A 26,133-nucleotide genomic window follows, 5' to 3' on the forward strand; every position below is an offset into this window, starting at 1 on the left:
ATGACACTCAATACGGGGCTGACGACGCTGCACGAGGACGAGATCGCCAAGCACCAGGCGGTGGCCCAGGGGCTGGTGACCAAGCTCATCATCCTTGAGCGCGATGATCCTGCCGCCGGCACGACGCTTGCCGGCACGGGCCGCCGCTTCGTGTCGACCGTTTCGACCGGCGGCCAGCGCCGCACGCGCGAGGTCGAGCTGACCAAGACCATACAGTCGGTGCGGCAGGGCGACCCGATGTTCTCGCCGGCGCAGCACGCGGTGCTCTACCGGACCCGCCGCGGCATCCAGGTGGCACTTGCCGTTGCCGATGTCTTTGCCCGCCAGACGAGCCTCGAACAGCTCCAGGCGAAAAACGCGACGTCGCCGCTTGCCGGAGACGAGGCGACCCAGTTCAAGGCTCTGCTGTCGGCATCGGCCTATGTCGCTGCCTTCACGCTTTCCGCCTATCTCGGCTCGACGCTGTCAGGCGAGGGGGAGCCGGTCGATGATGCTGTCGAACCCGACTTTCTGTTCGACACGCCGCAGGATGCATTGAAGAGCCTCGTCGCGGCGCTCGATCGTGGCATCGCCGGGGCACCCGATGACCTGGCGCTGACCGCCCGGGCGCGCGCCTTCTCGCGCGTGGCGATCGAGGGGCTGATTGCGCGCAAGGCGCGTTTCACCGGCCTGCAGAGCTTCGAGACCGTGCATATCCGGCTTGACCAGGATGACTTCACGCTGAACGGCTTCGACGTCGCACCCGGCCAGAAGCGCAAACCGCTGGTCATGACCTTCAAGAAGCCCGAGGAGATCATCGGTAACCACATCGCCAAGTACCAGGCGTTGAAGCTTGCCAAGATGCTGATGGCCTACGACTTCGACCGGCAGATGAACCCGTTTGTCGAACTTGGCGGCTTTCTCTTCACCTTCATCGGCGACGGCATGCCCGGCACCGGCAAGACGATCCTGATCCAGATGCTCGCCGGCATGCTCAACGACTATTGCGAGATTGCCGGCTACGCCTTCCATTACGAGAATTTCGGCGTCGACCAGATCTCCTCCTACCAGGGCAAGTCGGGCCAGAATTGCAAGGAATTCGTCAACAACGTCATCAATCCACGGGCGATCGGCTTTGGCACCATCGACGATGTCGACCAAGTGGCGGCGAAACGTTCCGACGACCGTGCGTCTGCCGGCCAGCACGAGGTGACGGCTGTGCTGATGGAGAGTTTTGCCGGTGCCTCGACCGTCGTGCGCGGCAATTGCACCTTCGGCATGTTCTCCAACTATCCGGAGAATGTCGATGACGCACTGCGCCAGCGCGCCGGTGCCCGCTGGCTGGTGGACGGGCCGCAGACCGAGGACGACTATGTCGACATCTTCGCGCTGCTGGTCGGCAAGAACCACAAGATGCCGCTTGGCGAACACCAGCTGTTCGAGGGCCAGGAGATCAAACGGGCGGTGTCGCAGTCCTATGCCGAACACGCACGGCCGAAGGAGGATGGCCTCATCGCCGTCTGGGAGCGCTACCAGAAGGAGAGGGGCGCGCTTGCCTCGCTCGCCGATGTCGGCGCCTATTTGCATATGATCAAGGAAGCCGAGCCGCGCTTTACCGGCCGGGCGATCAAGAACATCACCGACGCGATCAAGCTCAGGGCCATGGATGTCGAGTTGCCGGATGACTGGTTCAAGGATGCCGGCTCCTTCATGCACAAGGGTTACGACGAGAAGAAAGCGATGATCGAGGCGCTGCGCGGCCCGATCACCATCGAGATGGTGCTGCAGGAAATCAACCGCTACGCCGACAGCGAGTTCCGCTACACCGACAAGTCCGACGATGCTGCCGTCACCGACATCATCCGCCGCGAGCGCCAACGCGAAAAGGCGATCCGCGAAATCGAGGCAATGAAACGCGATGGCCGGTGGCAGGGGTGATGGTTTCTGGGGCATATCATGCCTGTGCCATGGTCAGTTCCGGAGCTCAGCTGCGGGGCACGACGCCGTCCCCTCTCCCCGCTTGCGGGGAGAGGGGACGTGGCCCACGCGGGACCTGCGTTGAGGGGAATGCCGCATGAAACGCCTGCTTGAGGCCGAATTGATCTACGGACGGCTGCTCGAAATCTCCGAGCCGCATTTGATCGCGCGTTACAACAAGGCGCTCGAAGGCTTTGGCCTGCGTCCGACGGCGCTGACGCGTTTCAGCATCGACATGACCGGGTTTTCTCCTGAAATTGCCGAGGAGCTGGGCGATCGCGACTATCTCGATCCGAACCGGGTCAACCGCCGTTTCATCATCATGACGCCGGATCAGGCGGAGCTGCCGGTCGTGCATACGAGCTTCTCCAACACGGCGGCGCTGATGCACGAGTTTTTCAACGCCAACAGCCGCGCAATCAATGCGGTGACGATCAAGGATGCGCTCTACGGCGAAATCGAGGATTCGGTTTCGATCGTCGACGACATCGACGATCTCCTGTCGATCAACGAGGTACGCTTCCGGGTGCTTTCGGCCGAGGACATGCTCGGCAAGGCGGCCGAGCTGCGCGGTCTGGTCGATCGTCTGAAGAAGGTGCCGACGGCCTGGACCGACGACGAGATGCTGAACCGCATGGTCGAGCTTGCCAAGCTGACCGGCGACATCCGCCAGAACGCACTGGTGCCGGATCAGCTTGTCTTCCGCCACGAAGCCTTCTGGGCCAACCATTTCGGCGGGGTCTACGTCTTTCTCGACGACAAGACGACGACTGTCATCTGTGACCCGTCTGTTCCCGGCTTCCGCCGGTCGCGGCCCTGGCAGGTAAGCTATATCGCCATCAACGACCACGCCCGCATCTATGATTTCCTCGCATCGACCAAGCGGCTGCAACTGCCGCAGGCCTCCTGGGTCGAGGATTCAGGGCTCTATCAACATCGCGCCGACATGGTCGTGCGCGGCCTGATCCACGAGACCGAGCCGGCGGCCGATCTCGCCAATGCCGACCGGATCTGGCTGCAGACCTGGATGCACCGCAATGCCGCTGCTGTCGCCAAGGACGGCGCCTATCCCTTCCTGCAGGAGATGATCCGCACGGTGGCCGCCACCGGTACCATCAAGATGCAGGACGTGGCGCCGGCCAACCGTTTCATGCTGGTGCGTGCAGCACCCGCCCATCCCGATCAATGGCTGGTCAATCGATTGATATCGCAGCTCGTTCCCCGCGATTTCGTCTCGCGCTTCGTCTTCGACAAGCAGGGCTTTTACGACGCCTACGAGCGTTATAGCGAAAGCTTCAAGGAATATGTTGTGGCGACGCTTACCGGCACATATCTGAAAGACAAGGCGGCCTTCCGCCACAAGCTCTACGGGCTCAGAGAGGAATAGGACATGTTCGATCCGATCGTTGCGTTTTTCCAGCGCGTCTTTACCGCGATCGGCCGCGGCATCGGGCTCGCCGTTGCCTGGCTGCTCTGGCCCTTCGTCGCGGTCGGCAACTGGTACCGGCAGCGCAGCTGGATCATCAAGGGGCCGATCGGCCTCATCCTGTTAGGGCTCATCCTGTTCTACGGCTACTTCATCTGGCAGACCCAGGCCTGGACAAACTTCAGTGAAGACTATGTCGACCGTTACAGGCTGGCGGAGCGAAAGATCCCTGCCGGCTCGCCGATGAGCGGTCCCGGTGCGACTTCGACCGGACAGTCGACAACCGGTGGTGCCGCCAACAACCTTGCGGGCGTGGCGACGCAGCCGATGGAATCGACGCCGGAAGCGCTGGCGGCCGTTCAACTGCCGGCCGGCACCGTGTGCCAGACCTCGGCGATCGTCGACGTCACGGCCGACCTCATCGATTTCAACGTCAACGAGAACGCCTGGATCTCGTCGATGCTGCTCTACAAGCTCGGCTTCTTCGGGCTCGACTGGGACGACACGCCCTGGCTCGACAACAAGGCCTCGTTCCAGCGCGGCATCAACCAGGCAATCCGCCGCACGTCAGTGGAGCTGGTCGACTCGCTCGGTCGTGTGCGCGGCACCTCCGGCATCAACAACAATCTGCAGAGCGCGCGCGGCAACATGCAGTTCGATGAGGAGACCTGGTATTTCGGCCTCAGCCCGTTCGGCCCGAAGACGCCGACACCGAGCTTCTACCGCGCCGCCATGAAGGATCTGCGCAGCTTCAACACCTCCCTCAGCAAGTGCGAAGCGATCTTCGACGGCCGCTCCGACAACCTCGTCGAGTTCCTCGACCGCGTTGCCAACGACCTCGGCAACACCTCGGCAATCCTGCGCGAGCGCTCCGAAAACCACAATGGCGGCTGGTTCGATACGCGCGCCGACGACCGTTTCTGGTTCGCCTATGGCCAGCTCTACGGCTATTACGGCATCCTGTCGGCTGCCGGTGCCGACTTTGACAACGTCGTTGCCCAGCGCGGCCTGTTGCCGATCTGGACGGAAACGATCAAGCAGCTGCGCGCCGCCCTGCGCATTCAGCCCTTCATCATCTCCAACGGCGAGGAGGCCGGCTGGGTCATGCCGACGCACCTGGCGACGATGGGCTTCTATACGCTGAGGGTGCGATCCAATATCGTCGAGATGCGCGACATCCTCGCCCGATAGGGCAAGATGACAAGGTGACGGCCGCATTCCAGGCGGCCGCTGCCGATTTGATTTGAGTTTGAGCGGAATGCGGGCGCAAGCCGCAGAGACGTTTCCTCATCCCGCTCCGGCATCGCAAACTGCGCCTTCGAAGGCGTGGTAAAAAAAGAAACCCTGGGGAGGGAACATGCCATGACGGAGGTTAAGTCCGATATCGAGATTGCACGCGCGGCGAGGAAAAAGCCGATCCTGGAGATTGGGGCAGCACTCGGCATTCCGCCTGAGGACCTTCTGCCCTATGGCCACGACAAGGCGAAGATCGGCGCCGATTTCATTGCCCGCCAGCGCGAGAAGAAAAACGGCCATCTGATCCTGGTGACGGCGATCAACCCGACACCGGCCGGCGAGGGCAAGACGACGACGACCGTCGGCCTTGGCGACGGGCTCAACCGCATCGGCAAGAAGGCGATTGTCTGCATCCGCGAGGCCTCGCTCGGCCCCTGCTTCGGCGTCAAGGGCGGTGCGGCCGGCGGCGGTTATGCGCAGGTCGTGCCGATGGAGGACATAAACCTCCACTTCACCGGCGACTTCCACGCGATCACCTCGGCGCACAACCTGCTGGCGGCGCTGCTCGACAACCACATCTATTGGAGCAACGAGCAGAATATCGACGTCCGCCGCATCGCCTGGCGGCGGGTGATGGACATGAACGACCGGGCGTTGCGCCATATTGTCGGCTCGCTCGGCGGGGTCGCCAACGGCTACCCGCGCGAGACCGGCTTCGACATCACCGTCGCTTCGGAGGTGATGGCGATCCTCTGCCTGTCGAGGGACCTCAAGGATCTGGAGCAACGGCTCGGCAGCATCATTGTCGGCTACCGCCGCGACAAGAGCCCGGTCTTTGCCCGCGACATCAAGGCCGATGGCGCGATGGCTGTGCTGCTCAAGGACGCGATGCAGCCGAATCTCGTCCAGACGCTTGAAAACAACCCCGCCTTCGTTCACGGCGGCCCCTTCGCCAACATCGCCCATGGCTGCAACTCGGTGATCGCGACGACGACGGCGCTGAAGCTTGCCGATTATGTGGTGACCGAAGCCGGTTTTGGCGCCGATCTCGGCGCGGAAAAATTCTTCGACATCAAGTGCCGCAAGGCCGGGCTGAAGCCCGATGCCGCGGTGCTTGTCGCCACCGTCCGGGCGATCAAGATGAATGGCGGGGTCAAGAAGGACGATCTGGGCCGCGAAAACCTGGAGGCGCTGCGCAAGGGCTGCGCCAACCTCGGCCGGCATGTGCAGAATGTGAAAAAGTTCGGTGTTCCCGTGATCGTCGCGATCAACCACTTTACCTCCGATACGGAGGCCGAGATCCAGGCGATCAAGGATTACGTGGCGACGCTTGGCGCCGAGGCAGTGCTTTGCCGACATTGGGCCGAGGGATCGGCGGGTATCGAGGAACTGGCGCGCAAGGTGGCGGCCCTTGCCGAGGGTGGGCACTCCCAGTTTTCGCCGCTCTATCCCGACGATATGTCGCTCTTCCACAAGATCGAGACGATCGCCAAGGACATCTATCACGCGAGCGAGGTGATTGCCGACAAGTCGGTGCGCGATCAGTTGCGCAGCTGGGAAGTTCAGGGCTACGGCCATCTGCCGATCTGCATGGCCAAGACGCAGTATTCCTTCTCGACCGACCCGAACCTGCGCGGCGCGCCGAGCGGTCACGCGGTACCGATCCGGGAAGTGCGGCTTGCGGCCGGGGCCGGCTTCATCGTGGTCATCACCGGCGAGATCATGACGATGCCGGGGCTGCCGAAGGTGCCTTCGTCGGAGAAGATCTTCCTGAACGACCAGGGCTACATCGAGGGGCTGTTCTAGCCTCTTGCGGCGTTCTCTCTCAAAGGCGCGCCGCTGACGGCGCGCCTAAGTTGTTGCCGGACTATGTGCCGTGCGGTCAGGCGAAGCTGAGGAAATCGGCCTTGCCGACCGGCGCGCCCTCGTGACGCAGGATGTCGTAGGCCGTCGTCAGGTGGAAGTAGAAGTTCGGCAGGACGAATTTCTGCAGATATTCCTCACCCGTCAGGGTCACCTTCAGCGTCGGGAAATTGAGCACGACTTCGCGACGGTCGCTGTCTTCGAGATCGGCCGGCTCGACCGTTTCGAGGAATGCGATAGTGTTGGCGATGCGCTGGCGCAGTTCGTCCAGGGTCTTTTCCTCGTCCGGAAAACGGGGCACCTCGAGCGACGTCAGGCGGCCGACCAGGCCCTTGCTCGTGTCGCTCACGCGCTGCACCTGACCGGCAAGCGTCAGCATATCGGGCGCGAGGCGGGCGTTGACGACATCATCGGCGGAGATGTCCTTTTCCCGGGCGAAAGCCTCTGCCTTGTCGAGCAGCTTGCTGAGAACGCCAAGGCCGCGAATGAAGGCGGGAATGGAGAGTTGGTACATCGTCAATGCCATGGCAATTTCCTCGGGTCTGGGCGCAAAACGGGTGGATTTTCCTCGCGCCTGTATTTGGGAGGCTGGGCGCGGTCCTGCAAGGCGGGCGAACCGGTATCTTTGCTTCCACGGAGGCGCCCGCCGGAAAAGCATGCGGCGGTTGTGGCCAGAGCAACCGGTCTCGTGCATTGATCGCTGCGCAATGAACGCATCAGGGATGCCGCGATGACACCAGAGCAACTTCAAACCTATCTTCACGCCCATATTCCTCTGTCGGCGGCGATGCAAGTGCATGTGGACGACGTGGTGGACGACCACATTTTGCTTTCGGCTCCCCTTGCGCCAAACATCAACCACCGCGAGACGGTGTTTGGCGGCAGCGCCTCGGCGCTTGCAATCCTGTCGGCCTGGTCACTCCTGCATGTGCGGTTGCGCAAAAGTGATGTGGCGGCACGCCTCGTGATCCAGAGCAACCGGATGGAGTATCTGAAGCCGGTCGCCGGCACCTTCGCGGCCCGTTCGTCGCTGGCGGATGCGGCGCAATGGCCGAGTTTTCTAAGGATGCTAGAGCGACGGGGCAGGGCGCGCGCCGTGGTCGCGGCCGACCTTCTTGACAGTGGCGAGATAGCCGGACGCTTCGAGGGTGAGTTCGTCGCCCTCGGCTATGGCAAGGACTGAGCTTCGCGCGTCGGGTCGCCAGGTCCTTTCCTATCGGCAGTAGCGATAGCCGTTGCGGCGGTCGACGACATCGAGGTGCAGGTGGGTTTCGTGCGCGGCATCGCTGCCGGGATCGAGCACGGTCTTGAAGTAGAGACAGGCCGACGCGGTGACGGCGCGCTGGAACGCGCCGTCCATCGTGCCGTCCTCGTCGCGAGGCTGGATGGAGATCGCCGTGCCGTCGCTCAAGGTGAATGAGGCGATGTCGACGGCGTTGCCGTGCGCATGCTCGGAAATCTTGCCCGTCGTCGCATTGTTGCGCAGGCGGCAGACATAAGCCGATGCCTGGTTCAGCGCCTCGATCCGGACGGTTTTGTCAAAGGCGACTTCGGCCGCCGGCTGGGCGGCTTCCTTTGTCCAACGCGCCAAGGCGAGCGCAGTTTCGCATCGCATCAGGCCCTTGGGCGCAAGCGTGACATCGGGCAGGATGCTCGAGACCTCGAGCGGCTTGTCGATGCCGCAGCCCTTGCCCTCGTCGATACGCTTGGCCTCGACAAATGTCGCGCCGAGTGCCTTCAGGTCGGCGACGCACTTCGCATACTCGGCGGCATTTTCCGCCTCGACCGGCGGATAGACGATCGGCGCCGGCTCCTTCTTCTCGTCGGCGCGCTCCTCCTTTTCGTCCACGGCCGGCTCCTTGTCCTTCGTCGACTGTTCTACTCCATTCGCGGGCTTCGGCTGCGGGACAGGCCGTTTGCCATCGCCAGCGGGGGCTTCTTGCGCCATGCCGTCCTTCGTATCCTCCGCCGGCGTCGGCGGCTTCTTATCAGGCGCGGGGACGGTCTCCTCGTCGCCGGCCGCAGTCGGCGGTTTCTTTATCGGGATCGGGCCGGACTTAGGCAGGCTGGCGCCCGTTAGAACCAGGAGTGACAGCAGGATCAGGGGAAAAGTGCGACGCATCCGGTTCCTTTCTCATTGCCCGCACGGCGGGCTTCGAGCGGAGGGAACGCGTGGAACCGGATCTGGTTTCATCGGATCACCGCGATTTGAGTCGGTTCGAGTGATCAAAAACGTCATAAGTTAGAGCGGGATGCGGGCGGAACACCGCGTCTCGTTTTCCTCCCTCAGGCCACATCTTCAGCAAAAGCGTTGCAGTTCGGCAACGCCTCGAATTGGCACGACCCCATAAATTGTGGGGAGGGTCTTTGTTAGTTGACAACTACACTCATGTTTTTTATGCGGCATAAAAGAGGCGGCGACATGTCGCAACACTCTCGAACACACGCCCAGCCAGCCCCTTGAGTTCGCCGCTCAACAGCAAGCCCGGCCCTCGAAACTCAAAGGATTGGTCCATGCTCACCCGGCATCGTCGCCTGGCTCTCTTGGCTTGCGCTACAGTCACGTTTACCTCCCCTCTTTCTCAGGCCTTCGCACAGAGCGCCCAGCCCGCGACGACTGCAGAGGCCGGCACGAACGCGACGGTGCTTCAAAAGATTGTGGCCAAGGGCAATCGCGTGACGACGGCGCCGAAGGGCAGCATCGCCGACACGCCGCTTGCCAGCGAGATCGATGAAAAGACGCTCGAAGAAAAGCAGGTCACCGACCTCGACGATCTCGGCCGTAGCGTGGATGCCGGCATCAACGCGTCGAAGGCGGATTCTGGCATCAATATTCGCGGTCTTTCCGGCCCGCGCATCGTGACGACGATCGATGGGGTTCCAATCCCGTTCCTGTCGAACAGCACGCGCGCCCAAAACGCGTTCCAGTCGACCAATGCGAATGGCGGCGGCGACACCTTCGACTTCAACTCGATTTCGACGATCGATGTCGTGCGAGGCGCGGATTCGAGCCGCGGCGGATCCGGCATGCTGGGCGGCGCCATCGTCCTGCGCACGCTCGAGCCGGAAGATCTGATCTCTGATGGCAAGGACTGGGGAGCCCTGTTCAAGACCATCTACGACAGCGAGGATGACAGCATTTCCGGCTCCGCCGCCGCTGCCAAGCGCTTCGGCGATACGTCGGTCCTGTTCCAGGGTAGCTACCGCAAGGGACATGAGCGGGAGAACGAAGGTACCGTTGGCGGCACTGGCGCTGCCCGCACCGAAGCCAATCCGCTCGACTTCGATCAAAGCAATCTCTTGTTCAAGCTGCGCCATGAGTTGGAAGGTGGACACAGGATCGGCTTCACCGCCGAGAGCTTCCGGCGCGACGGCGATATCGATCTGCTGACGGATCAGGGCCGCACTTACAAGATCGGCGACTACACAGGCTTCGAGGATCGTGCCCGCAAGCGCGTCTCGCTCGATTATGATTTCGAGGCGGTTTCCTCGGACGACCTCTTCAGCTTTGCACGCGCCACACTCTACTGGCAGGAACTGGAGCGCTCGTCCGGTTCGAACGGCCGCACGCTCGCCAACGTTCCCTACGGCCGCGACAACTCGATCAGCAACAAGAGCTTTGGCTTTAGCGGTAGCGCCGGCAAGGACTTCGAAGCGGGCGGGTTCGACCACTCCTTGCTGTTCACGCTCGATGTCGCGCGGTCGGACTGGAACCAATATACATGGGCTCTTTGCCCGACGCCGGCGACCTGCCCGTCGCTCAACAACCAGTCGGAAATTCCGACCGTCAAAAGCACCACGATCGGTGCGGTTCTGGAAGATCGCATCTCGGTGGGCGACAGTGCCTTTGCGCTAACGCCGGGCGTGCGCTTCGACTGGTTCGACTATCAGCCGGAAGCCAATGCCGGCTTCCAGGCCAATCCGGGGTTGCCGGCCTTCGGCGAACTCAGGGACAGGGACGGCGCCCGGTTGTCGCCGAAGCTGCTGGCGACGTACGATCTCAACCAGGACGTCCAGCTGTTTGCGCAGTGGTCGATGGCCTATCGCGCGCCGACCGTGGATGAACTCTACAGCCGCTTCTACAACCAACGCAGCGGCTACGCCCAGCTTGGCAATCCGGACCTGAAGCCGGAAACCGCCAACGGCTTCGAAGTCGGCGCCAATTTCGACACGGGTGACGTGACGGGTCGTTTCGCTGCGTTCCACAACGTCTACGACAACTTCATCGAGACGAAGACCACCATCAACCCGGTAACGGGGTTCATGGAGATCCGCTACAACAATGTCCAGAACGCGCGGATTTCCGGTGTGGAACTGAGTGCGTTGAAGACCTTCGACAACGGCTTCAACATTCACGGCTCGATCGCCTATGCCTATGGCAAGAACGAGGACACCGACAAACGCCTGCGTTCGGTTGCGCCGTTCAAGGCGATCCTTGGTGCAGGCTACAGCCAGGAAACATTCGGCGTCGATCTTTCGACCACGCTTTCGGCGGCCATGCCGAGCGACAACGCTCCGAACACATTCGATGCGCCAGGCTACGGCATCGTCGATCTGACGGGTTGGTGGACGCCTGAGGAGTTCAAGGGTCTGCGCGTACAGGCCGGCGTCTACAACATCTTCGACAAGAAGTATTTCAACGCACTCGCCGTGCGCGACATCAACCCGGGAACCGGAAGCGCTCAGCCGCGCGACTTCTACTCGGAACCCGGCCGAACCTTCAAGGTCTCGCTGACCCAGCGCTTCTAAAACTCGGCCTGGCACTTCCTGATGGAGCGGCTCTTCTGAGCCGCTCTTTTTTTGACGCAAGCGTGATGATCCGCGCCGCTTTCCCGCTTGCGCAAGGCTTCAACCCAAGCTAACACTTTCGCCCATGGAAAACGCACGCAACATTTCGATCTGGTGGTGGGCTCGCTGAAGCGGCCTTGACCAGTCATGCGTGATTGAGAGATGAAGCCGCCCGGAGATTGCGAGGCGGCTTTTTTTATTTTCAGGCCGCTCAAGAACCGGGCTTTTACGGAGCGAGGCGAATGGCAACGGTAATTCTCGAGGACGGCTCGGAGAGCTACACCACAAAAGGTGGCATCGTGGTGACGCGCAGGCGGCGCGAAGCCTCCTACCAGGACGCGATCGCGAGCTATGTGGATAGGCTCGACGAGCGCCGCGGCGCGGTGTTTTCCTCCAACTATGAGTATCCCGGCCGCTACACCCGTTGGGACACCGCCGTTGTCGATCCGCCGCTCGGGATCTCCTCCTTCGGCCGCTCGCTCTGGATCGAAGCCTATAATGGCCGCGGCGAGGTGCTGCTGTCGATCATTGCCGAACACCTGAAGACTGTCGCGGACATTACGCTCGGCGCGGCGACCAGCCGTCGCCTCGATCTGACGATCAATGCGCCCGACCGCGTTTTCACCGAGGAAGAGCGCTCGAAGATGCCGACGGTCTTCAGCGTGCTGCGCGCCGTTACCAATCTCTTCCATTCGGCCGAGGACGCAAGCCTCGGTCTTTACGGCGCTTTCGGCTACGATCTCGCCTTTCAGTTCGATGCGATCGACCTGAAGCTGAAGCGCCCGGACGACCAGCGCGACATGGTGCTGTTCCTGCCGGACGAAATCCTGGTCGTCGACCATTATGCCGCCAAGGCCTGGATCGATCGCTACGATTTCGCCAGGGACGGCAAGACGACCGAAGGCAAGGCGGAAGACATTGCGAGTGAACCCTTCCAGACCGTCGACAGCATTCCGCCGCATGGTGATCACCGCCCCGGCGAATATGCCGAGCTCGTCGTCAAGGCGAAGGACAGCTTCCGTCGCGGCGACCTCTTCGAAGTCGTGCCTGGCCAGAAGTTCTTTGAGCGCTGCGAGAGCAAGCCGTCGGAGATTTCCAACCGGCTGAAGGCGATCAATCCATCGCCCTATTCGTTCTTCATCAACCTCGGAAACCAGGAGTACCTCGTCGGTGCTTCGCCTGAAATGTTCGTGCGTGTCTCCGGTCGCCGCATCGAGACCTGCCCGATCTCGGGCACGATCAAGCGCGGTGATGATCCGATTGCCGATAGCGAGCAGATCCTGAAGCTCCTCAACTCCAAGAAGGACGAATCCGAGCTGACCATGTGCTCGGACGTCGACCGTAACGACAAGAGCCGCGTCTGCGTGCCGGGCTCGGTCAAGGTCATCGGCCGCCGCCAGATCGAGATGTATTCGCGCCTGATCCACACGGTCGACCACATCGAAGGACGTTTGCGCGACGACATGGACGCGTTTGACGGATTCCTTAGCCACGCCTGGGCAGTGACGGTTACCGGTGCCCCGAAGCTCTGGGCCATGCGCTTCATCGAAAGCCATGAGAAGAGCCCGCGCGCATGGTATGGTGGCGCCATCGGCATGGTCGGCTTCAACGGCGACATGAACACGGGCCTGACGCTGCGCACGATCCGCATCAAGGACGGGATTGCCGAGGTCAGGGCAGGGGCGACGCTGCTCTACGATTCAAACCCGGAAGAAGAAGAAGCCGAAACCGAACTGAAGGCCTCCGCCATGATCGCAGCCATTCGCGACGCGAAATCCGCCAACGCCGGCAAGGCCGGTCGCGACGTTGCGGCCGTCGGTGCCGGGGTCAACATCCTGCTCGTCGACCACGAGGACAGCTTCGTCCATACGCTCGCGAACTATTTCCGTCAGACCGGGGCAACGGTCACGACGGTGCGCACGCCGGTGGCGGAAGAGATCTTCGATCGGGTGAAGCCCGATCTCGTCGTGCTTTCGCCGGGACCAGGCAACCCCGGGGATTTCGACTGCAAGGCGACGATCAAGAAGGCGCGGGCGCGCGATCTGCCGATTTTCGGCGTGTGCCTCGGGCTTCAGGCACTGGCCGAAGCCTATGGCGGGGACCTGCGCCAGCTGGCGATCCCGATGCACGGCAAGCCGTCGCGCATCCGCGTGCTCGAGCCCGGCATCGTCTTCTCCGGCCTCGGCAAGGAAGTGACGGTCGGCCGCTACCACTCGATCTTCGCCGATCCGTCGAGCCTGCCGAATGAATTCATCATCACTGCCGAGAGCGAAGACGGCACGATCATGGGCATCGAGCACACGAAGGAGCCGGTGGCGGCCGTGCAATTCCACCCGGAATCGATCATGACACTCGGCGGCGACGCCGGCATGCGGATGATCGAAAACGTCGTGGCACATCTCGCCAAGCGCGCCAAAGTCAAGGCGGCCTGATCGCCTGACCATTTCCGTATTCCGGCGATGCCGGCGCGGGAAGATGTTGAAGAAATCAAGGTGCCGCTTCGCAATCGAGGCGGCACCTTTTTCGTCTCACCCTGCCGTTTGCGCCGCGGGAACGCTCTCGCAGCGGTCGGCGAAAAGCCGCTCGCTCAGGAAATCGACGAAGACGCGCACCTTCGGTGACAGATGCCGGTTCGATGGCCAGAGGAGGTGGAACTGGCCGGGCGCATCGAGATGGGCGTCAAGCACCGCGCGCAGTCTCCCGTCGCGAAGGTGATTGCGCGCCAGAAAATCCGGCAGGCAGCCGATGCCGAGACCGCTGAGCACGGCGCCGCTCAGCGCCTCCATGTTGTTGCAGTTGAGCACGGTCCTGAGCCGCGGCTCTTGTCGCAGGCGGCCCTTCAGCAAGCCTATGGTGACGCGTTCAGCACCTTGCTCCTGTTCTTGACCGGAATAACCGCGCTGACGGCGATCGTTGTCTTCCTGTTCGTTGGACGGGGCAGCGAGGCGGCCGAGGGCGTGGAAGGCGCAACCGAGCCGATGACTTTCGCCGCCGTTCCGCTCGGTGAAACCGGGGTGAGCCGAAGCAACCTTTGACAAGCGGCGTCTCTTGTCGCATATGCTTGCCTATCAACCGCCTGCGCGAACTTCGCGCGGGCGGTTTTGCGTTTGAATGGGCTTGCGTTTGCAACTCGTTTGCATCTGCATGGGGAATGATCAAAATGTCTGGATCCGAAAACAGAACCGTCCTGCGGCTTGCCTTTTGGGGCATTCCGCTGTCTCTGGCCGTGCTGGGGCTGAAGCTTCTCGCCTGGTGGGTCACCGGCTCGGTGGCCCTTCTGTCCGATGGTCTCGAATCCACGGTCAACGTGATTGCGGCCGTCATCGCCTATCTGATGATCGGCTATGCCTCCAAGCCTGCCGATGCCGGGCATCCCTTCGGCCACCACAAGGCGGAGTATTTTTCAGCGGTCATCGAGGGCGTGCTGATTGTCGTCGCCGCTCTGCTGATCGTCTGGGAAGCGGTGCCGGCGATGCTGGCGCCCGTGGTGATGGAAGCTCCGGCCCTGGGCCTGGCGATCAATTTCGCGGCCGGCGTCGTCAATGCCATCTGGGCCTATGTGCTGATCACAGCGGGCCGCAAGCACCGCTCGCCGGCGCTGAGTGCCGATGGCCACCATATCCTGTCGGATGTCGTCACCTCGATCGGCGTTCTCATCGGCCTCGTTCTTGCGATTGCCACCGGCTATGCGATCCTCGATCCCCTGCTTGCTGTCGTCGTTGCCTGCAACATCCTTTACCAGGGCTGGATGGTGATCTCGCGTTCGATCGACGGCTTGATGGACCGGGCGGTGCCGGCGGAAGAGGAGGAGGCGATCAAGGCTGCGATCGCCGCCAACGCCAATGGCTCGCTTGGCGTGCACGATCTGAAGACCCGCCAGGCCGGACCGGCGATCTTCGTCGATTTCCATATGGTCGTGCCGGAGATGATGCCGGTCGGCGAGGCGCATGATATCTGCGACCGGATCGAAGATGCGATCCGCGCCGTGCATCCCGGCGCAAAGATTGCGATCCATGTGGAGCCGGAAGGCGAGAAGGCGCACGGCGTACGCGTCAAGACGACGTCCGCGCGCCACTGAAAACCACAAATGGCCGATATCGCTTGAACCGCGAGAAGGTTTCCTTCTTAAGACGGTTCTGATTTAAGGGCGGCAAACGGAGCGGGTCGGCAAGGGCGCAGGCCCGCATCGACCGCGCCAACGCGCGGATGTTCTCAAGGAGCAACAGGCAAATGAGCAAGACTGACGTATCCGGCCTCTCGCAATTGGGCGCGAAGGTCGACCTGCCGCAAAGCCCGGAAGAGGCAGTACTGGAGCGGGTGCCGAGCGGCAACAAGGGCAAGGACTATCTGGTGCGCTTTACCGCGCCAGAGTTCACCTCGCTCTGCCCGATGACCGGCCAACCGGATTTCGCCCACATCGTCATCGACTATGTACCGGACGAGTGGCTGGTGGAATCGAAGTCGCTGAAGCTGTTCCTGCATTCCTTCCGCAACCACGGCGCGTTTCACGAGGACTGCACGATCGAGATCGCCGGCCGGCTGGTGTCGTTGCTGTCGCCGCGCTGGCTGCGGATCGGCGCCTACTGGTATCCGCGCGGCGGCATCCCGATCGACGTCTTCTGGCAGACCGGCAAGCCGCCGGAGGGCCTGTGGCTGCCCGACCAGGGCGTGCCGACGTACCGTGGTCGCGGCTAACGGTAGGGGAAAAGGCGAGGTCGCCGTTACAGCTTGAAGGCCTGGCGTTGGCGCCAGGCATCGGCGACGCGCGCGGCAACCTGATCGTAGGGCTCGACCGTGTTCACTTCGAGGTCGTAGGTGCAGTGGTCATGCGTTTTGAGGTGAAAGCGCGCTTCACCGGGCGTGCGATCGCCGCGCTCGCGCTCGCGACGCTCGAGGTCTTCGAGGGGCGCGTGCACCCCGACCCAGAAGATATCCAGATGCGCGGTTCGCGTCCTCAGATCCTCCGCCCAGCTCCGCTCCTCGATGATGTGCTCGACGATCAGGTCGTTTCCGGCCTCGGCGAAAACCGCGATCGAGCGGTGAAAGCCGTCGAAGAACCTGTTGCGCTCTCCGCGCATCCCATGGTGCATGCCGCGCTTGAGCACCCGAAAACCTGCGTCGGCAAGCTGATCTGAAGCGTAGTAACAGAAGGGCTCCGGGAGGATTTCCCGGAGCGCCTTTGCCAGCGTGGATTTTCCCGCACTCGACGTGCCGTTCAGAAAGATGATGCGTCCGTGCTGCACGCCTGTTGATCTCAGCCGAAGATCAGGGCCGCGCCGGCAAGCGCCGTCAGGCCGCCGAGGACGCGGGCAAGTACACCGCCGCCGGCGAGGCGCTGAAGGGCAATGCCGAGGCCGATACCGGCGACGTGAAGAGCCGCGGTGGCAGCCACGAAACCGACCGAGAAGGCAAGCGCACCGGCGCTACCGAGTTCGCCACCATGGGCGTGGCCGTGAAAGAGGGCGAAGATGCCGACGATTGCCGCGGATGCAGCGGTATCGAGACGCACGGCCATCGCAACGAGCAGGCCGAGCGCGACGACGGAAGCAAGGATCGCCGGCTCGACAAAGGGCAGACCGACGCCGGCGACCGCCAAGGCGAAACCCGCGGCCATCATCGAGACGAAGGCTGTGGGCACGATCCAAAGGGCGCGACCGCCGATCTGAGCCGCCCAGAGGCCGACCGCGACCATGACGAGGATATGATCAAGGCCGAAGAGCGGATGGGAGAAGCCGGCAGCAAACGAGCCGTGCTCGGCCGGGTTGAGATGGGCGAAGGCGGGTGCGGCGGAGGCCATCAGCGCCGCGGCGGCGATCAGGATGCGTCTGTTCATGCGTGTCCCCATGGATCGGCGGGACCTGGGAGGATGGCCCCGTTCTGAATGTTTGACGCGGTTGATCTTATTGGCCTTTGCCCCCCTGTCTATACGGCATTTGGCGGTAGCTGTTTTTACCATAAGCATAGTCGACCTTGCCGCTTTGTCGCCGCTTCGGTTTGTTGCATTGTCTTCGGGGTCGAGTCGCATTATCTGACTTTGATTGAAGACTTCATGAGACGCCGGAGAAAAACGGATGATGAACGACGACGAGGACGACAAGAAGACCGAATTGCCGCTCGGCAAGGAAACGGAGGCGAACCTTTTCAAGTCGCGTTCGATTTTCATCTACGGCACGATCACCCAGGAGCTGGCGCAGAAGGTCTGCTCGCAGCTCGTGGCGCTTGCGTCCGCCAGCGATGACGATATCCGCCTCTTCGTCAGCTCGCCCGGCGGCCACGTCGAATCCGGCGACAGCATCCACGACATGATCAAGTTCGTGAAGCCGAAGGTCTGGACGATCGGCACCGGCTGGGTCGCTTCCGCCGGCGCGCTGATCTATGTCGGCGTTCCCAAGGAGCGTCGCCTTTGCCTGCCGAACACCCGCTTCCTGCTTCACCAACCGTCTGGTGGCACCCGCGGCATGGCTTCGGACATCGAAATCCAGGCGCGCGAAATCATCAAGATGAACGAGCGCCTGAACAAGATCTTCTCGGACGCGACCGGCCAGCCGGTCGAGAAGATCGCCAAGGACACGGAGCGCGACTACTGGCTGTCGGCCGACGAAGCCAAGGCCTATGGCCTCGTTTCGCGCATCATCACCTCGGCTGCGGACATCTGAGTTCGCTTGCGCCGAATGGATATCAAGGGCACCGGCCTTGCGCCGGTGCCTTTTCTTTTGCGTCGAGCTTCGCGATCGCGCCGCTTGCTCCGGTCCGGCAAGCCGTGTATAGGCTTTGACCATGACCAAGGCTGACGCATATCGGATCGCCTCGATCCCCGCCGGACACGATGACAATCGTGCGCCGTCGCGCGCCTTCGCATCGCTTCTTCTTCTCGGCCTTACTCGCGGTTGCCGGGTTCGCTGAGGAGCGCCCGGCGGCCGAAAAGCCATGCCGGCGGATGCTCCTCGACCCCCACAAGAGTTTTAGGATAAAGGCGCGCCCGCCGCGGCATTTGCCATCGCAATCCGATCCCCGATCGGTTATGGCAAGGCGGCTAGGACGCTCAGTGATGAAGAGAAGCTGCAATGATCCAGAAATCGCACCCCGTTAAGATTGGCATGCCGGACGCGGCGGTGAAGTACCAGGCCTATCCGCAGATCGCGCTTGCCGATCGCACCTGGCCGTCGAAGACGATTACCAAGGCGCCGGTCTGGTGTTCGGTCGACCTGCGCGACGGCAACCAGTCGCTGATCGACCCGATGGGCCACGATCGCAAGGCCCGCATGTTCCAGCTGTTGCTCGACATGGGCTTCAAGGAAATCGAGATCGGCTTCCCCTCGGCCTCGCAGACCGACTTCGACTTTGCCCGCTGGTGCATCGAGGAAGGCAATGTCGCCAAGGACGTGTCTTTGCAGGTGCTGGTGCAGTGCCGGCCCGAGCTGATCACCCGCACATTCGAAGCATTGGAAGGCGCCCACCAGCCGATCGTGCATTTCTACAATTCCACGAGTGAGCTGCAGCGCCGCGTGGTGTTTGCCAAGGACGTTGCCGGCATCAAGCGGATCGCCACGGACGCGGCCAAGATGATCACCGACATGGCGGCCAAGGCCGGCGGCGGCTACCGCTTCGAGTATTCGCCCGAGAGCTTCACCGGCACCGAGCTCGAAGTGGCGCTGGAGATCTGCAACGCGGTCACCGAAATCGTCAAGCCGACGCCGGACAACAAGCTGATCCTGAACCTGCCGTCGACCGTCGAGATGGCGACACCGAACATCTATGCCGACCAGATCGAATGGATGTGCCGCAACCTCGACAATCGCGAGAACCTGATCATCTCGCTGCACCCGCACAACGACCGCGGCACCGGCATTGCCGCCACCGAGCTCGGCCTGATGGCCGGCGCCGATCGTGTCGAAGGCACCCTGTTCGGCAATGGCGAGCGCACCGGCAACGTCGATGTCGTCACCCTGGCGCTCAACATGTTCACGCAAGGCGTCGACCCGCAGCTCGACTGCTCCGACATCGAGCGGATCAAGGAAGTCTACGAATACTCCAACCAGATGGTCATTCCGGAGCGCCACCCCTATGTCGGCGAGCTGGTCTATACGGCATTCTCGGGGTCGCACCAGGACGCGATCAACAAGGGCATGAAGGCGATCAAGACCGCCAACAAGCCGCTCTGGGAAGTGCCTTACCTGCCGATCGATCCGCGCGACGTCGGCCGCTCCTACGAGGCGATCATCCGCATCAACTCGCAGTCGGGCAAGGGCGGCATCGCCTATATCCTGCAGGAAGACTATGGCATCAACCTGCCGCGCAACCTCCAGGTCGAGTTCCGCGAGGACATCCAGCGCATCACCGACGAGGAAGGCAAGGAGCTGCCCTCCAAGCGCATCCACGAGCGCTTCATCGAGCGCTATGTCGAGCAGCCGGGCGCACGCATCAAGTTCGTCGATCACCACACCTATCCGGTGGGCGAGCACAAGGGCGTGCGTGTGGTGGCCGCCGAGATCACCGACAATGGTGAAGTCAAGCGGATCGAAGGCAAGGGTACAGGTCCGATCGACGGGTTCATCAACGCCTTGTCGCTCTACCTCGGTGTCGATCTCTCGGTTGCCGACTATTCCGAGCACTCGCTGCAGCACGGCTCCAACGCGGCGGCCATCGCCTATGTCGAGATGGAGCATCCTGATGGCAAGCTGTTCGGCGCCGGTATCAACACCAACATCGTTGCCGCTTCGCTCGAAGCGATCGTCTCGGCTGCCAACCGCGTGCTTGAGATGAAGCGCGGCTGATAGCTGCAACGGCGAACAAGAAAGGCCGCACAGGGCAACCTGTGCGGCCTTTTTCATGGTGAATTCGATGTTGGGGTTAGATCGCCGCGGCGACGGTCTCGGCGATATCCTGCATCCCGACATGGGCGGACGGTCCGACGAGCACGAAGGATGCCCCGCCTCTCTGCCAGGAAACCATGCCGAGGTCGTCGCGGATGCTCTCGTCAAACTCGCCTGACTGCGGGCCGGTCGTATCCTTGAGGAAACAGATGGCGAAGATCTCACCCTCGGTGCTGCGGTAGACGAGCTGCGCCACGGGTTTGCCATTGGCCACCAGCAGGCGGGCGCCCTCGAAGGTCAGACCCTTGCCACCGAGCTGCGGGATCTTGAAGGGGACGCCGACGCTGGAGGCGAGCCAGGTCTCAATCTTCGGCCCTTCGGAGGCCGGGGCTTCGACCAGATGTTCCTTCTGTCGCGAATAGATGCGGTGATAGTCGGCGATCTCGTCGAGCCAGCCGCGCGCCGCGGCGATCTTGGTCGGCTCGGCCACATTGTTTGCGGTGCCGACGATGAAGCCGGCTGCGCCGCCGAGCAGCATCAGCGCCACCGATGCGGCAAGCACCCGCGGCCAGATCCGAACGTTTCTCACAGTGGCGGTCGTTGTCGTTACCCGTTCGGTCTTCGGATTGACCCCGGGTCCCTGCTTGATCTGGCGAACCAGAGCGAGCGGCACGGGGTCGTGCAGGAAATCCTCAAACGCCGTATCGCCGAAGCTGCTGCCGGCCTTCAGTCTTTCAAAAAGCGCCTTGGCGTCTTCGTCGCGACCGAGAAGCGCTTCGAGCTCGGTTCGTTCAGCTTCGCCGATCTCGCCATCGATATAAGCGGAAAGGCGAACTTCGAGTGCTTGACCTTTTGTCTGTTGCAACGGTCAGGCCCTCCTTTCGGTATTCTCGGAAATCATTGCCGCAAGCCTAAGGCGTGCGGTCGACAGCCTGCTCATCACAGTACCGATCGGGATGCCGAGAATGTCGGCCGTCTCGCGATAGCTGTGTCCCTCGACGTTGACCAGCAGGAACACGCTCGCCAGGCCCTCCGGCATCGACAGGATCATCTTCTGCAATTGGTTGGCGTAGACGGCCTTTTCAGCCGAAGGCTCGATGCTGAGTTCGTCCTGGACGAGCGCATCGACCGTGCCGCTGCCAGTGCGAACCTTGCGCTTGCGGATTTCGTCGACCCAGAGATTACGCGTCATGGCATAGACCCAGCTTTCCAGCCGGCCCTCGCCATTCCAGAGGTGGCTGCGCGTGATCGCGCGCTCGCAGGCTTCCTGGACGAGGTCGTCGGCATCATTGGCGTTGCGCGTCAGCGTCATCGCGAAACGACGCAATTTGGGCAGGAGACTGACCAAGTCGCGTCTGAAGTCCTTCGTTTCTGCCGCTGGACGCATTGCTCTTCCAAATGAAACGTGCGGGATCGTGCGTTTATTCGCCGTGCGGGGCACGAGCGGAATGATATGAAACATTTACTCCTTAGTCTGCAAGGGAAGTGCCGGAACGGAAAGCAAATTCTGCTGGTTCAGCGCGTCTTTTCCCAAAAAGCTTTTGCTTGGGCGCGCCCGTTAACCATCGGCCTTGTTACCGTAAACTGCGACGTCGTGCCGACATCGCGTCAAAGTTCGGCCTGAATCTCGCTGGACCTCATCGTACAACTTCAGGTCGATGTCGGGGACACGTCAATGAACAGACAATATCGGAATGGCAGAATGAGCATTTCCTGGTTTGGGCGTGGCCGTCGTGGCGGAAGCAGCGGCAGCAGCAGGGGAGGTGCCGCGGTCGTCCACATCGGTGCGCTGGTTCCCCTGCTTGCGGGGCTTGCGGCGTGCCAGAGCGCCCAGGTGATGGAAACTGGGTCGCTGTCGTCCTACAAGGATTTCGTCGCCAGCGACGGGATGGTCACCAAGACCAAGTACCGGGTGGATTCCGCTGCGACCAAGACCGTCAAGACGGTGCACGTGATCCCGACGACCTTTGCCGCCAACGCCGATCTCGACAAGCTCGGCGATCCGCAGAAGAAACTGGTGGCGACGGCGATCGACCGGTCGCTGTGCGAGGCATTGAGCGCGAATTTCGATGTCGTGCCGATATCGAAGCCGGCGGATATGGCGGTGCGCTCGGTCGTCAGCAAGGTGAAATCGACCAATGCCGTCGTCGCGGGCGTATCGACTGTCACCTCGGCGGTGGCTCCCGTTCCCGTTCCGCGCATTCCGATCGGTCTCGGCAGCCTCGCGGTCGAGGCGGAGGCCTTCGACCCGAGGGGCAAGCAGATCGCCGGGCTGACATGGGCGCGCGGTGCCAACATTCTCACCAACGGGTCGCGTGCATCGACGGCAGCCGATGCCTTCGAGTTGGCTGGAGATTTTTCGAGTGATTTCAGTGCGCTCTTGGAAAAGTCGGGCGACCCGATGAAGTCAGATTTCGAACTGCCTTCGATGAAGAACGTCTCGAACAGCGTCGCCTATGCAGTGACTGGCAAGCCGACCGATCCGGATTGCGCCGTTTTCGGAAAGGGATCCGGTCTCGGCGGCATCGCTGGCGGTGCGCTCGGCCTGCCACCGGAATGGTCGGAGAAGAAGAACGAGCGCGCCCCGCTTGCAAGCGGGACCGCTGGAGGCACCGGAAAGAAGATCGAGGAAAAGAAGATCTGACGTCTGAACGTACGGCGCCTCCGTCGTTCAAGACGTGAAATCAAGGCGGCGCCCGGCGCCGCCTATTCTGCACTCCCGAAGGTCAGTATTGGCGAATACCGCCGAGCGACTGCAGCAGGGCGCGATAGGCCCAGGTGTTTTCGCCACCGCGATCGCGGATCTCGACGAGCTGTACGCGGGCTTCTTCGACGCGTCCCTGCTCGATCAGCGCCTGGCCCATGTAGGAGCGGGCGAGAATGTAGTTCTCGTCGGCCTGGAGTGCGCGCTTGTAATACTGCATGCCGAGTTCCATGCGGCCGGCCTTGCGGTTGGCGTAGCCGAGATAGTTGAGCACGCGGGCGCTCTTCTGGTCCTTGACGACGCCGAGCACCTTGATCGCGTTTTCGTACTGGCCGGCATAGGCAAGTTCCCGGGCGGCCTCAAACAGGATGTCGTCGCCAAGGTCGCTCTTCTTGGCGTTGACGCAGGCGTTCTTCTTCGCGTCCCAGATTTTGCCATTCGTGCATTCGCTGGTCGTCTTTGTCTTCTTCGGCGGTTCGCTCGTGTCCTCGCCGGCTGCCATCACGGTCTGCGCCATGAAGGTGGTCGCGCCGGCAGCAAACAGGGCACAGAGAAAGATCTTGCGGTTCATCATGGCATCTCCCGTTCCTCGCACAGGTAACCTTGGAAGCCCGCGCGTCGTTTCAAATGGTAGCGGTTCCGCAATCAGAAGGGTCGCGCGATTTCCGCTTGGCCGGCATCATGGACGAAAACATGCCAGAAGACGGACCGCGCCGCCAGCAAGCGGATGCGAACCCGCATATGACGCACGAAAGCCGGGATTTATTCGCCGGTCGATGAATTTTCTGCAGAGGTGCCCGACCTGCTCACAAGCGCGTGGTTTCGACAAGCGACACGGTGGTCGCATCGTCGTTCAGAGCGTAGCGTTCGCGGATCAGGTGCCAGTTGCCAGGCTCGCCGGTTACGGTGAACAGGTTGTAGGCGGCCGGAGGTTTGTGGCCGCCCGGTCCCTGCGAGGCCGAGGCGATGCCGACCACTGGAACAGGCGTGTGCTGGCCCTTCAGCCAATAGACGGTATTGAGGTGCGTATGGCCGTGGATGACGAGGTCTGCGCCGCCCGACGAGATCGTAGCGGCAAAGCGACGGATACCGATCATGCGCTTGTGCATCGACGTCGCGCCGCGGATCGGCGGGTGATGGATCATGACGATGCGGAAGAGGCCGGCCTCGCCGGCCTGGCGCAGCAGATTGACGGTCGCACGCGCCTGCCTTTGCCCAAAGTAACCGCTCGCGGCAAAGGGTGGTGTCGCGACGGCGGTCGAGCAGCCGATCAAGGCGACCGGACCACGCACGCGCATATAGGGAAAGCAATGGTGCCGGTCGTGCCAGTGCGGAGGCGCTTTGTCGCCGCGCATATAGGGATACCAGGCGCGCGTCGTCTTCTCGTAGGCGCCCGGCACATAGGCGTCGTGGTTGCCCGGCACGATCGAGATGTTCTCCGGCTTGCCGGCATCCTGCAACCACTCGGTGACCGCCTTGATCTCCAGCGAAGAGGCGAGGTTGACGAGGTCGCCGGTGATCGCCAGATGGTCCGGGTCCTTCTTCTCGATATCGGCAAGTAGTGTGTCGAGCGTGCCGGTGAAGAGGTGCCGGCTGCGGTTGCGGTGCCAGTTGACGAAACCGGTGATGCGCTTCGACGCGAGCTCCCGCAGCGACAATTCGGGCAGGGGCCCGAGATGGACATCGGAGATATGGGCAAGTTTGAACATCGCCCCCGTCTAGCGCATATTCCGGCCGAGGGGAATCAGGCCAGCCAATGAATTGCGCCGCTGGAAACATGGGAAGGACGAGGCGACTGAGCGACGAACGGCCACCGGAGATGCGGCGCTGGTATTTCCGGCTCCTGATGCGGCTTGCGCACAGCTATTACGCGCTCTCGCGCGGCATGACGATGGGCGTGCGCGCTGCCTGTTTCGATGGCGCGGGCCGGGTCTTCCTCGTGCGCCATTCCTATCTGCCCGGCTGGCATCTGCCCGGCGGCGGGCTCGATCGTAACGAGGCGGCGCTTGACGGGTTGCTCAGGGAGCTGCGTGAGGAGGGGAACCTGGAGGTGACGGCGCCGCCGGTGCTCGTCCAAGTCTACTACAACAGGCGCACGAGCCGTCGCGACCATGTCGTCTTCTACCGCTGCGACGGTGTCAGGCAGACGGCGCTAAAAGCGCCCGATCTGGAGATTGCCGAAAGCGGTTTCTTTGCGCTCGACGCCTTGCCTGAGAGCACGACGCCAGCGACGCGCCGCCGGCTGGCAGAACTCGCCGGCGGCACTGATTACGATCGCTACTGGTAGGCGCGGCCGTGCCGCCCCTCACCGTGACGAGACGCCGGCCTGGAGTGCCTCGCGGCCGTGCGCGGCCGTCAGGTCGAGTACCGGGCCCACCGGCACGACGCCGGTCGGGTTGATGGTCGTGTGGCTGCGATAGTAATGCTCCTTGATGTGGCGCATGTCGACGGTCTCGGCCACGCCCGGCACCTGGTCGAGTTCCCGAAGATAACCCTGCAGGTTCGGATAGTCGGCGATCCGCCGGATGTTGCACTTGAAGTGGCCGACATAGACAGGGTCGAAGCGCACCAGCGTGGTGAACAGGCGCCAGTCGGCCTCGGTGAGGCGGCTTCCGGTCAGGTAGCGGTGCGACGCGAGGCGTTCTTCCAGCTTGTCGAGCTGGGCAAAAAGCGCAGTGACGCTTTCCTCATAGGCGCCTTGCGTGGTGGCAAAGCCGGCCTTGTAAACGCCGTTGTTGACGTCGTTGTAGACATCGGTGTTCATCGCGTCGATCTCGGCGCGCAGCTCTTCGGGGTAGAAGTCGAGCGTCGAGCCGGTGAGGCTATCGAAGGCCGAATTGAACATCCGGATGATTTCGGAGGATTCGTTCGAGACGATCGTGTTCTGTCGCTTGTCCCAGAGAACGGGAACCGTCACCCGCCCGGAATAATTGGCATCGGCGCGGGTATAGATCTGCCACAGCGCCTTCGATCCGAAGAGATGGTCGCCGGTGCCGATGCCGCCATCCTTGAACTCCCAGCCCTGGGCGAGCATCAGCGGATCGACGACCGAAACCGAAATGATGTCTTCGAGCTTCTTCAATTTGCGAAAGATCAGCGTGCGGTGCGCCCAGGGGCAGGCGAGCGAGACATAGAGATGGTAGCGGCCGGCTTCCGCCTTGAAGCCGGCGTCGCCACTCGGGCCCGCCGATCCGTCCGCTGTCACCCAGTTGCGGAACTGCGAGGCGCTGCGCTTGAAATGGCCGTTCGTTGCCACGGTATCGTACCAGACGTCCTGCCAGACGCCGTCCACCAACCTGCCCATCGGACGATCTCCTTCGTGTTCGTTGTTCTCATAGATAGCGTTT

Annotated in this window: 23 protein-coding genes and 1 pseudogene; 14 read left to right on the forward strand and 10 right to left on the reverse strand. The window is 62.3% G+C overall.

Annotated elements, in window-relative coordinates:
- The 4 genes from BBX50_RS08955 to BBX50_RS08970 all read left to right on the forward strand — a co-directional run bounded on the left by BBX50_RS08955 (position 1) and on the right by BBX50_RS08970 (position 6,424).
- The gene (locus BBX50_RS08955; RefSeq protein ID WP_065774971.1) at positions 1-1,917 is read left to right on the forward strand and encodes an AAA family ATPase; all 1,917 of its coding nucleotides are present in this window, start codon (positions 1-3) and stop codon (positions 1,915-1,917) included.
- 136 nt (positions 1,918-2,053) lie between these two features.
- Positions 2,054-3,343 (forward strand): DUF6638 family protein, encoded by a 1,290-nt coding sequence (locus BBX50_RS08960; protein WP_065774972.1) that lies wholly within the window; start codon positions 2,054-2,056, stop codon positions 3,341-3,343.
- A gap of 3 nt (positions 3,344-3,346) precedes the next feature.
- On the forward strand, positions 3,347-4,573 hold the full coding sequence (locus BBX50_RS08965) for a DUF2333 family protein (protein ID WP_065774973.1): 1,227 nt from the start codon (positions 3,347-3,349) through the stop codon (positions 4,571-4,573).
- A 171-nt stretch (positions 4,574-4,744) separates the two neighbouring features.
- Positions 4,745-6,424 carry a formate--tetrahydrofolate ligase gene (locus BBX50_RS08970; protein ID WP_065774974.1) on the forward strand — a complete coding sequence of 560 codons (1,680 nt, stop codon included), beginning with the start codon at positions 4,745-4,747 and terminating at the stop codon, positions 6,422-6,424.
- 76 nt (positions 6,425-6,500) lie between these two features.
- On the opposite strand, the gene BBX50_RS08975 is transcribed toward BBX50_RS08970, so the two are convergent.
- Positions 6,501-7,007, reverse strand: a complete 507-nt coding sequence (locus tag BBX50_RS08975) for a DUF1993 domain-containing protein (protein ID WP_065774975.1) — start codon at positions 7,005-7,007, stop codon at positions 6,501-6,503.
- Positions 7,008-7,211: 204 nt separating this feature from the next.
- On the opposite strand from BBX50_RS08975, the gene BBX50_RS08980 reads away from it, so the two are divergent.
- A complete protein-coding gene (locus BBX50_RS08980; RefSeq protein ID WP_065774976.1) occupies positions 7,212-7,664 on the forward strand; it encodes a YiiD C-terminal domain-containing protein in 453 nt (150 codons plus the stop codon).
- Positions 7,665-7,694: 30 nt separating this feature from the next.
- Here BBX50_RS08980 and BBX50_RS08985 read toward each other — a convergent pair whose 3' ends face one another.
- Positions 7,695-8,603, reverse strand: coding sequence for an extensin family protein (locus BBX50_RS08985; RefSeq protein ID WP_065774977.1), 909 nt, complete (start codon positions 8,601-8,603; stop codon positions 7,695-7,697).
- Positions 8,604-8,995: 392 nt separating this feature from the next.
- Here BBX50_RS08985 and BBX50_RS08990 point away from each other — a divergent pair, with 392 nt between their 5' ends.
- From BBX50_RS08990 to BBX50_RS08995, 3 genes are all read left to right on the forward strand, one after another.
- On the forward strand, positions 8,996-11,230 hold the full coding sequence (locus BBX50_RS08990) for a TonB-dependent hemoglobin/transferrin/lactoferrin family receptor (protein ID WP_065774978.1): 2,235 nt from the start codon (positions 8,996-8,998) through the stop codon (positions 11,228-11,230).
- A gap of 124 nt (positions 11,231-11,354) precedes the next feature.
- Positions 11,355-11,399 (forward strand): trpE operon leader peptide TrpLE, encoded by a 45-nt coding sequence (trpLE, locus tag BBX50_RS30435; RefSeq protein WP_178385070.1) that lies wholly within the window; start codon positions 11,355-11,357, stop codon positions 11,397-11,399.
- A 112-nt stretch (positions 11,400-11,511) separates the two neighbouring features.
- Positions 11,512-13,701, forward strand: a complete 2,190-nt coding sequence (locus BBX50_RS08995; RefSeq protein ID WP_065774979.1) for an anthranilate synthase — start codon at positions 11,512-11,514, stop codon at positions 13,699-13,701.
- Positions 13,702-13,797: 96 nt separating this feature from the next.
- Here BBX50_RS08995 and BBX50_RS29230 read toward each other — a convergent pair.
- A pseudogene (locus tag BBX50_RS29230) lies at positions 13,798-14,091 on the reverse strand (LysR substrate-binding domain-containing protein); the annotation flags it as partial.
- Between the two features lie 338 nt (positions 14,092-14,429).
- On the opposite strand from BBX50_RS29230, the gene BBX50_RS09005 reads away from it, so the two are divergent.
- Complete coding sequence (locus BBX50_RS09005) at positions 14,430-15,347, forward strand: cation diffusion facilitator family transporter (RefSeq protein ID WP_065774981.1); 918 nt, start codon at positions 14,430-14,432, stop codon at positions 15,345-15,347.
- 152 nt (positions 15,348-15,499) lie between these two features.
- Complete coding sequence (queF, locus tag BBX50_RS09010) at positions 15,500-15,964, forward strand: preQ(1) synthase (RefSeq protein WP_065774982.1); 465 nt, start codon at positions 15,500-15,502, stop codon at positions 15,962-15,964.
- Positions 15,965-15,990: 26 nt separating this feature from the next.
- Here queF and BBX50_RS09015 read toward each other — a convergent pair whose 3' ends face one another.
- Together BBX50_RS09015 and BBX50_RS09020 are read right to left on the reverse strand one after the other, a co-directional pair.
- Positions 15,991-16,512, reverse strand: a complete 522-nt coding sequence (locus tag BBX50_RS09015; protein WP_065774983.1) for a hypothetical protein — start codon at positions 16,510-16,512, stop codon at positions 15,991-15,993.
- Between the two features lie 11 nt (positions 16,513-16,523).
- Positions 16,524-17,102 carry a HupE/UreJ family protein gene (locus BBX50_RS09020; protein ID WP_065774984.1) on the reverse strand — a complete coding sequence of 193 codons (579 nt, stop codon included), beginning with the start codon at positions 17,100-17,102 and terminating at the stop codon, positions 16,524-16,526.
- A 238-nt stretch (positions 17,103-17,340) separates the two neighbouring features.
- Here BBX50_RS09020 and BBX50_RS09025 point away from each other — a divergent pair, with 238 nt between their 5' ends.
- Both BBX50_RS09025 and leuA read left to right on the forward strand, forming a co-directional pair.
- Positions 17,341-17,925, forward strand: a complete 585-nt coding sequence (locus BBX50_RS09025; RefSeq protein WP_065774985.1) for an ATP-dependent Clp protease proteolytic subunit — start codon at positions 17,341-17,343, stop codon at positions 17,923-17,925.
- Positions 17,926-18,333: 408 nt separating this feature from the next.
- Positions 18,334-20,043 (forward strand): 2-isopropylmalate synthase, encoded by a 1,710-nt coding sequence (gene leuA / locus BBX50_RS09030; protein ID WP_065774986.1) that lies wholly within the window; start codon positions 18,334-18,336, stop codon positions 20,041-20,043.
- A 76-nt stretch (positions 20,044-20,119) separates the two neighbouring features.
- On the opposite strand, the gene BBX50_RS09035 is transcribed toward leuA, so the two are convergent.
- Complete coding sequence (locus BBX50_RS09035) at positions 20,120-20,947, reverse strand: anti-sigma factor (RefSeq protein WP_065774987.1); 828 nt, start codon at positions 20,945-20,947, stop codon at positions 20,120-20,122.
- Positions 20,948-20,950: 3 nt separating this feature from the next.
- The gene (locus tag BBX50_RS09040) at positions 20,951-21,469 is read right to left on the reverse strand and encodes an RNA polymerase sigma factor (protein ID WP_065774988.1); all 519 of its coding nucleotides are present in this window, start codon (positions 21,467-21,469) and stop codon (positions 20,951-20,953) included.
- A 315-nt stretch (positions 21,470-21,784) separates the two neighbouring features.
- Between BBX50_RS09040 and BBX50_RS09045 the strand changes: the two genes are divergently transcribed.
- Entirely contained in the window at positions 21,785-22,726 is a 942-nt protein-coding gene (locus BBX50_RS09045; RefSeq protein WP_161490861.1) for a DUF3313 domain-containing protein, read from the forward strand.
- Between the two features lie 82 nt (positions 22,727-22,808).
- Here the strand turns inward: BBX50_RS09045 and BBX50_RS09050 are convergent, their stop codons facing one another.
- Complete coding sequence (locus BBX50_RS09050) at positions 22,809-23,303, reverse strand: tetratricopeptide repeat protein (protein WP_244513137.1); 495 nt, start codon at positions 23,301-23,303, stop codon at positions 22,809-22,811.
- 289 nt (positions 23,304-23,592) lie between these two features.
- Positions 23,593-24,495, reverse strand: coding sequence for a metallophosphoesterase (locus BBX50_RS09055; RefSeq protein WP_065774990.1), 903 nt, complete (start codon positions 24,493-24,495; stop codon positions 23,593-23,595).
- Between the two features lie 110 nt (positions 24,496-24,605).
- Between BBX50_RS09055 and BBX50_RS09060 the strand changes: the two genes are divergently transcribed.
- Positions 24,606-25,073 (forward strand): NUDIX domain-containing protein, encoded by a 468-nt coding sequence (locus BBX50_RS09060; RefSeq protein WP_139108238.1) that lies wholly within the window; start codon positions 24,606-24,608, stop codon positions 25,071-25,073.
- 18 nt (positions 25,074-25,091) lie between these two features.
- Here the strand turns inward: BBX50_RS09060 and BBX50_RS09065 are convergent, their stop codons facing one another.
- Positions 25,092-26,090 (reverse strand): glutathione S-transferase family protein, encoded by a 999-nt coding sequence (locus BBX50_RS09065; protein ID WP_065774991.1) that lies wholly within the window; start codon positions 26,088-26,090, stop codon positions 25,092-25,094.
- Between the last annotated feature and the right edge of the window lie 43 nt (positions 26,091-26,133).

It is taken from the genome of Ensifer sp. LC11 (assembly GCF_001695835.1).
Classification (GTDB): Bacteria; Pseudomonadota; Alphaproteobacteria; order Rhizobiales; family Rhizobiaceae; genus Ensifer.

Bases quoted from the DNA above. Each gene is read 5' to 3' on its own strand.
- BBX50_RS09025 (WP_065774985.1), top strand. From the start codon at position 17,341: ATGATGAACGACGACGAGGACGACAAGAAGACCGAATTGCCGCTCGGC.
- BBX50_RS08995 (WP_065774979.1), top strand. From the start codon at position 11,512: ATGGCAACGGTAATTCTCGAGGACGGCTCGGAGAGCTACACCACAAAA.
- BBX50_RS08990 (WP_065774978.1), top strand. From the start codon at position 8,996: ATGCTCACCCGGCATCGTCGCCTGGCTCTCTTGGCTTGCGCTACAGTC.
- BBX50_RS09055 (WP_065774990.1), bottom strand. From the start codon at position 24,495: ATGTTCAAACTTGCCCATATCTCCGATGTCCATCTCGGGCCCCTGCCC.
- BBX50_RS08955 (WP_065774971.1), top strand. From the start codon at position 1: ATGACACTCAATACGGGGCTGACGACGCTGCACGAGGACGAGATCGCC.
- BBX50_RS09040 (WP_065774988.1), bottom strand. From the start codon at position 21,469: ATGCGTCCAGCGGCAGAAACGAAGGACTTCAGACGCGACTTGGTCAGT.
- BBX50_RS09020 (WP_065774984.1), bottom strand. From the start codon at position 17,102: ATGAACAGACGCATCCTGATCGCCGCCGCGGCGCTGATGGCCTCCGCC.
- BBX50_RS09060 (WP_139108238.1), top strand. From the start codon at position 24,606: ATGCGGCGCTGGTATTTCCGGCTCCTGATGCGGCTTGCGCACAGCTAT.
- queF (WP_065774982.1), top strand. From the start codon at position 15,500: ATGAGCAAGACTGACGTATCCGGCCTCTCGCAATTGGGCGCGAAGGTC.
- BBX50_RS08960 (WP_065774972.1), top strand. From the start codon at position 2,054: ATGAAACGCCTGCTTGAGGCCGAATTGATCTACGGACGGCTGCTCGAA.
- BBX50_RS09065 (WP_065774991.1), bottom strand. From the start codon at position 26,090: ATGGGCAGGTTGGTGGACGGCGTCTGGCAGGACGTCTGGTACGATACC.
- BBX50_RS09005 (WP_065774981.1), top strand. From the start codon at position 14,430: ATGTCTGGATCCGAAAACAGAACCGTCCTGCGGCTTGCCTTTTGGGGC.
- leuA (WP_065774986.1), top strand. From the start codon at position 18,334: ATGATCCAGAAATCGCACCCCGTTAAGATTGGCATGCCGGACGCGGCG.
- BBX50_RS08980 (WP_065774976.1), top strand. From the start codon at position 7,212: ATGACACCAGAGCAACTTCAAACCTATCTTCACGCCCATATTCCTCTG.
- BBX50_RS08965 (WP_065774973.1), top strand. From the start codon at position 3,347: ATGTTCGATCCGATCGTTGCGTTTTTCCAGCGCGTCTTTACCGCGATC.
- BBX50_RS08975 (WP_065774975.1), bottom strand. From the start codon at position 7,007: ATGGCATTGACGATGTACCAACTCTCCATTCCCGCCTTCATTCGCGGC.
- BBX50_RS08970 (WP_065774974.1), top strand. From the start codon at position 4,745: ATGACGGAGGTTAAGTCCGATATCGAGATTGCACGCGCGGCGAGGAAA.
- BBX50_RS09050 (WP_244513137.1), bottom strand. From the start codon at position 23,303: ATGGCGCAGACCGTGATGGCAGCCGGCGAGGACACGAGCGAACCGCCG.
- BBX50_RS08985 (WP_065774977.1), bottom strand. From the start codon at position 8,603: ATGCGTCGCACTTTTCCCCTGATCCTGCTGTCACTCCTGGTTCTAACG.
- BBX50_RS09045 (WP_161490861.1), top strand. From the start codon at position 21,785: ATGAGCATTTCCTGGTTTGGGCGTGGCCGTCGTGGCGGAAGCAGCGGC.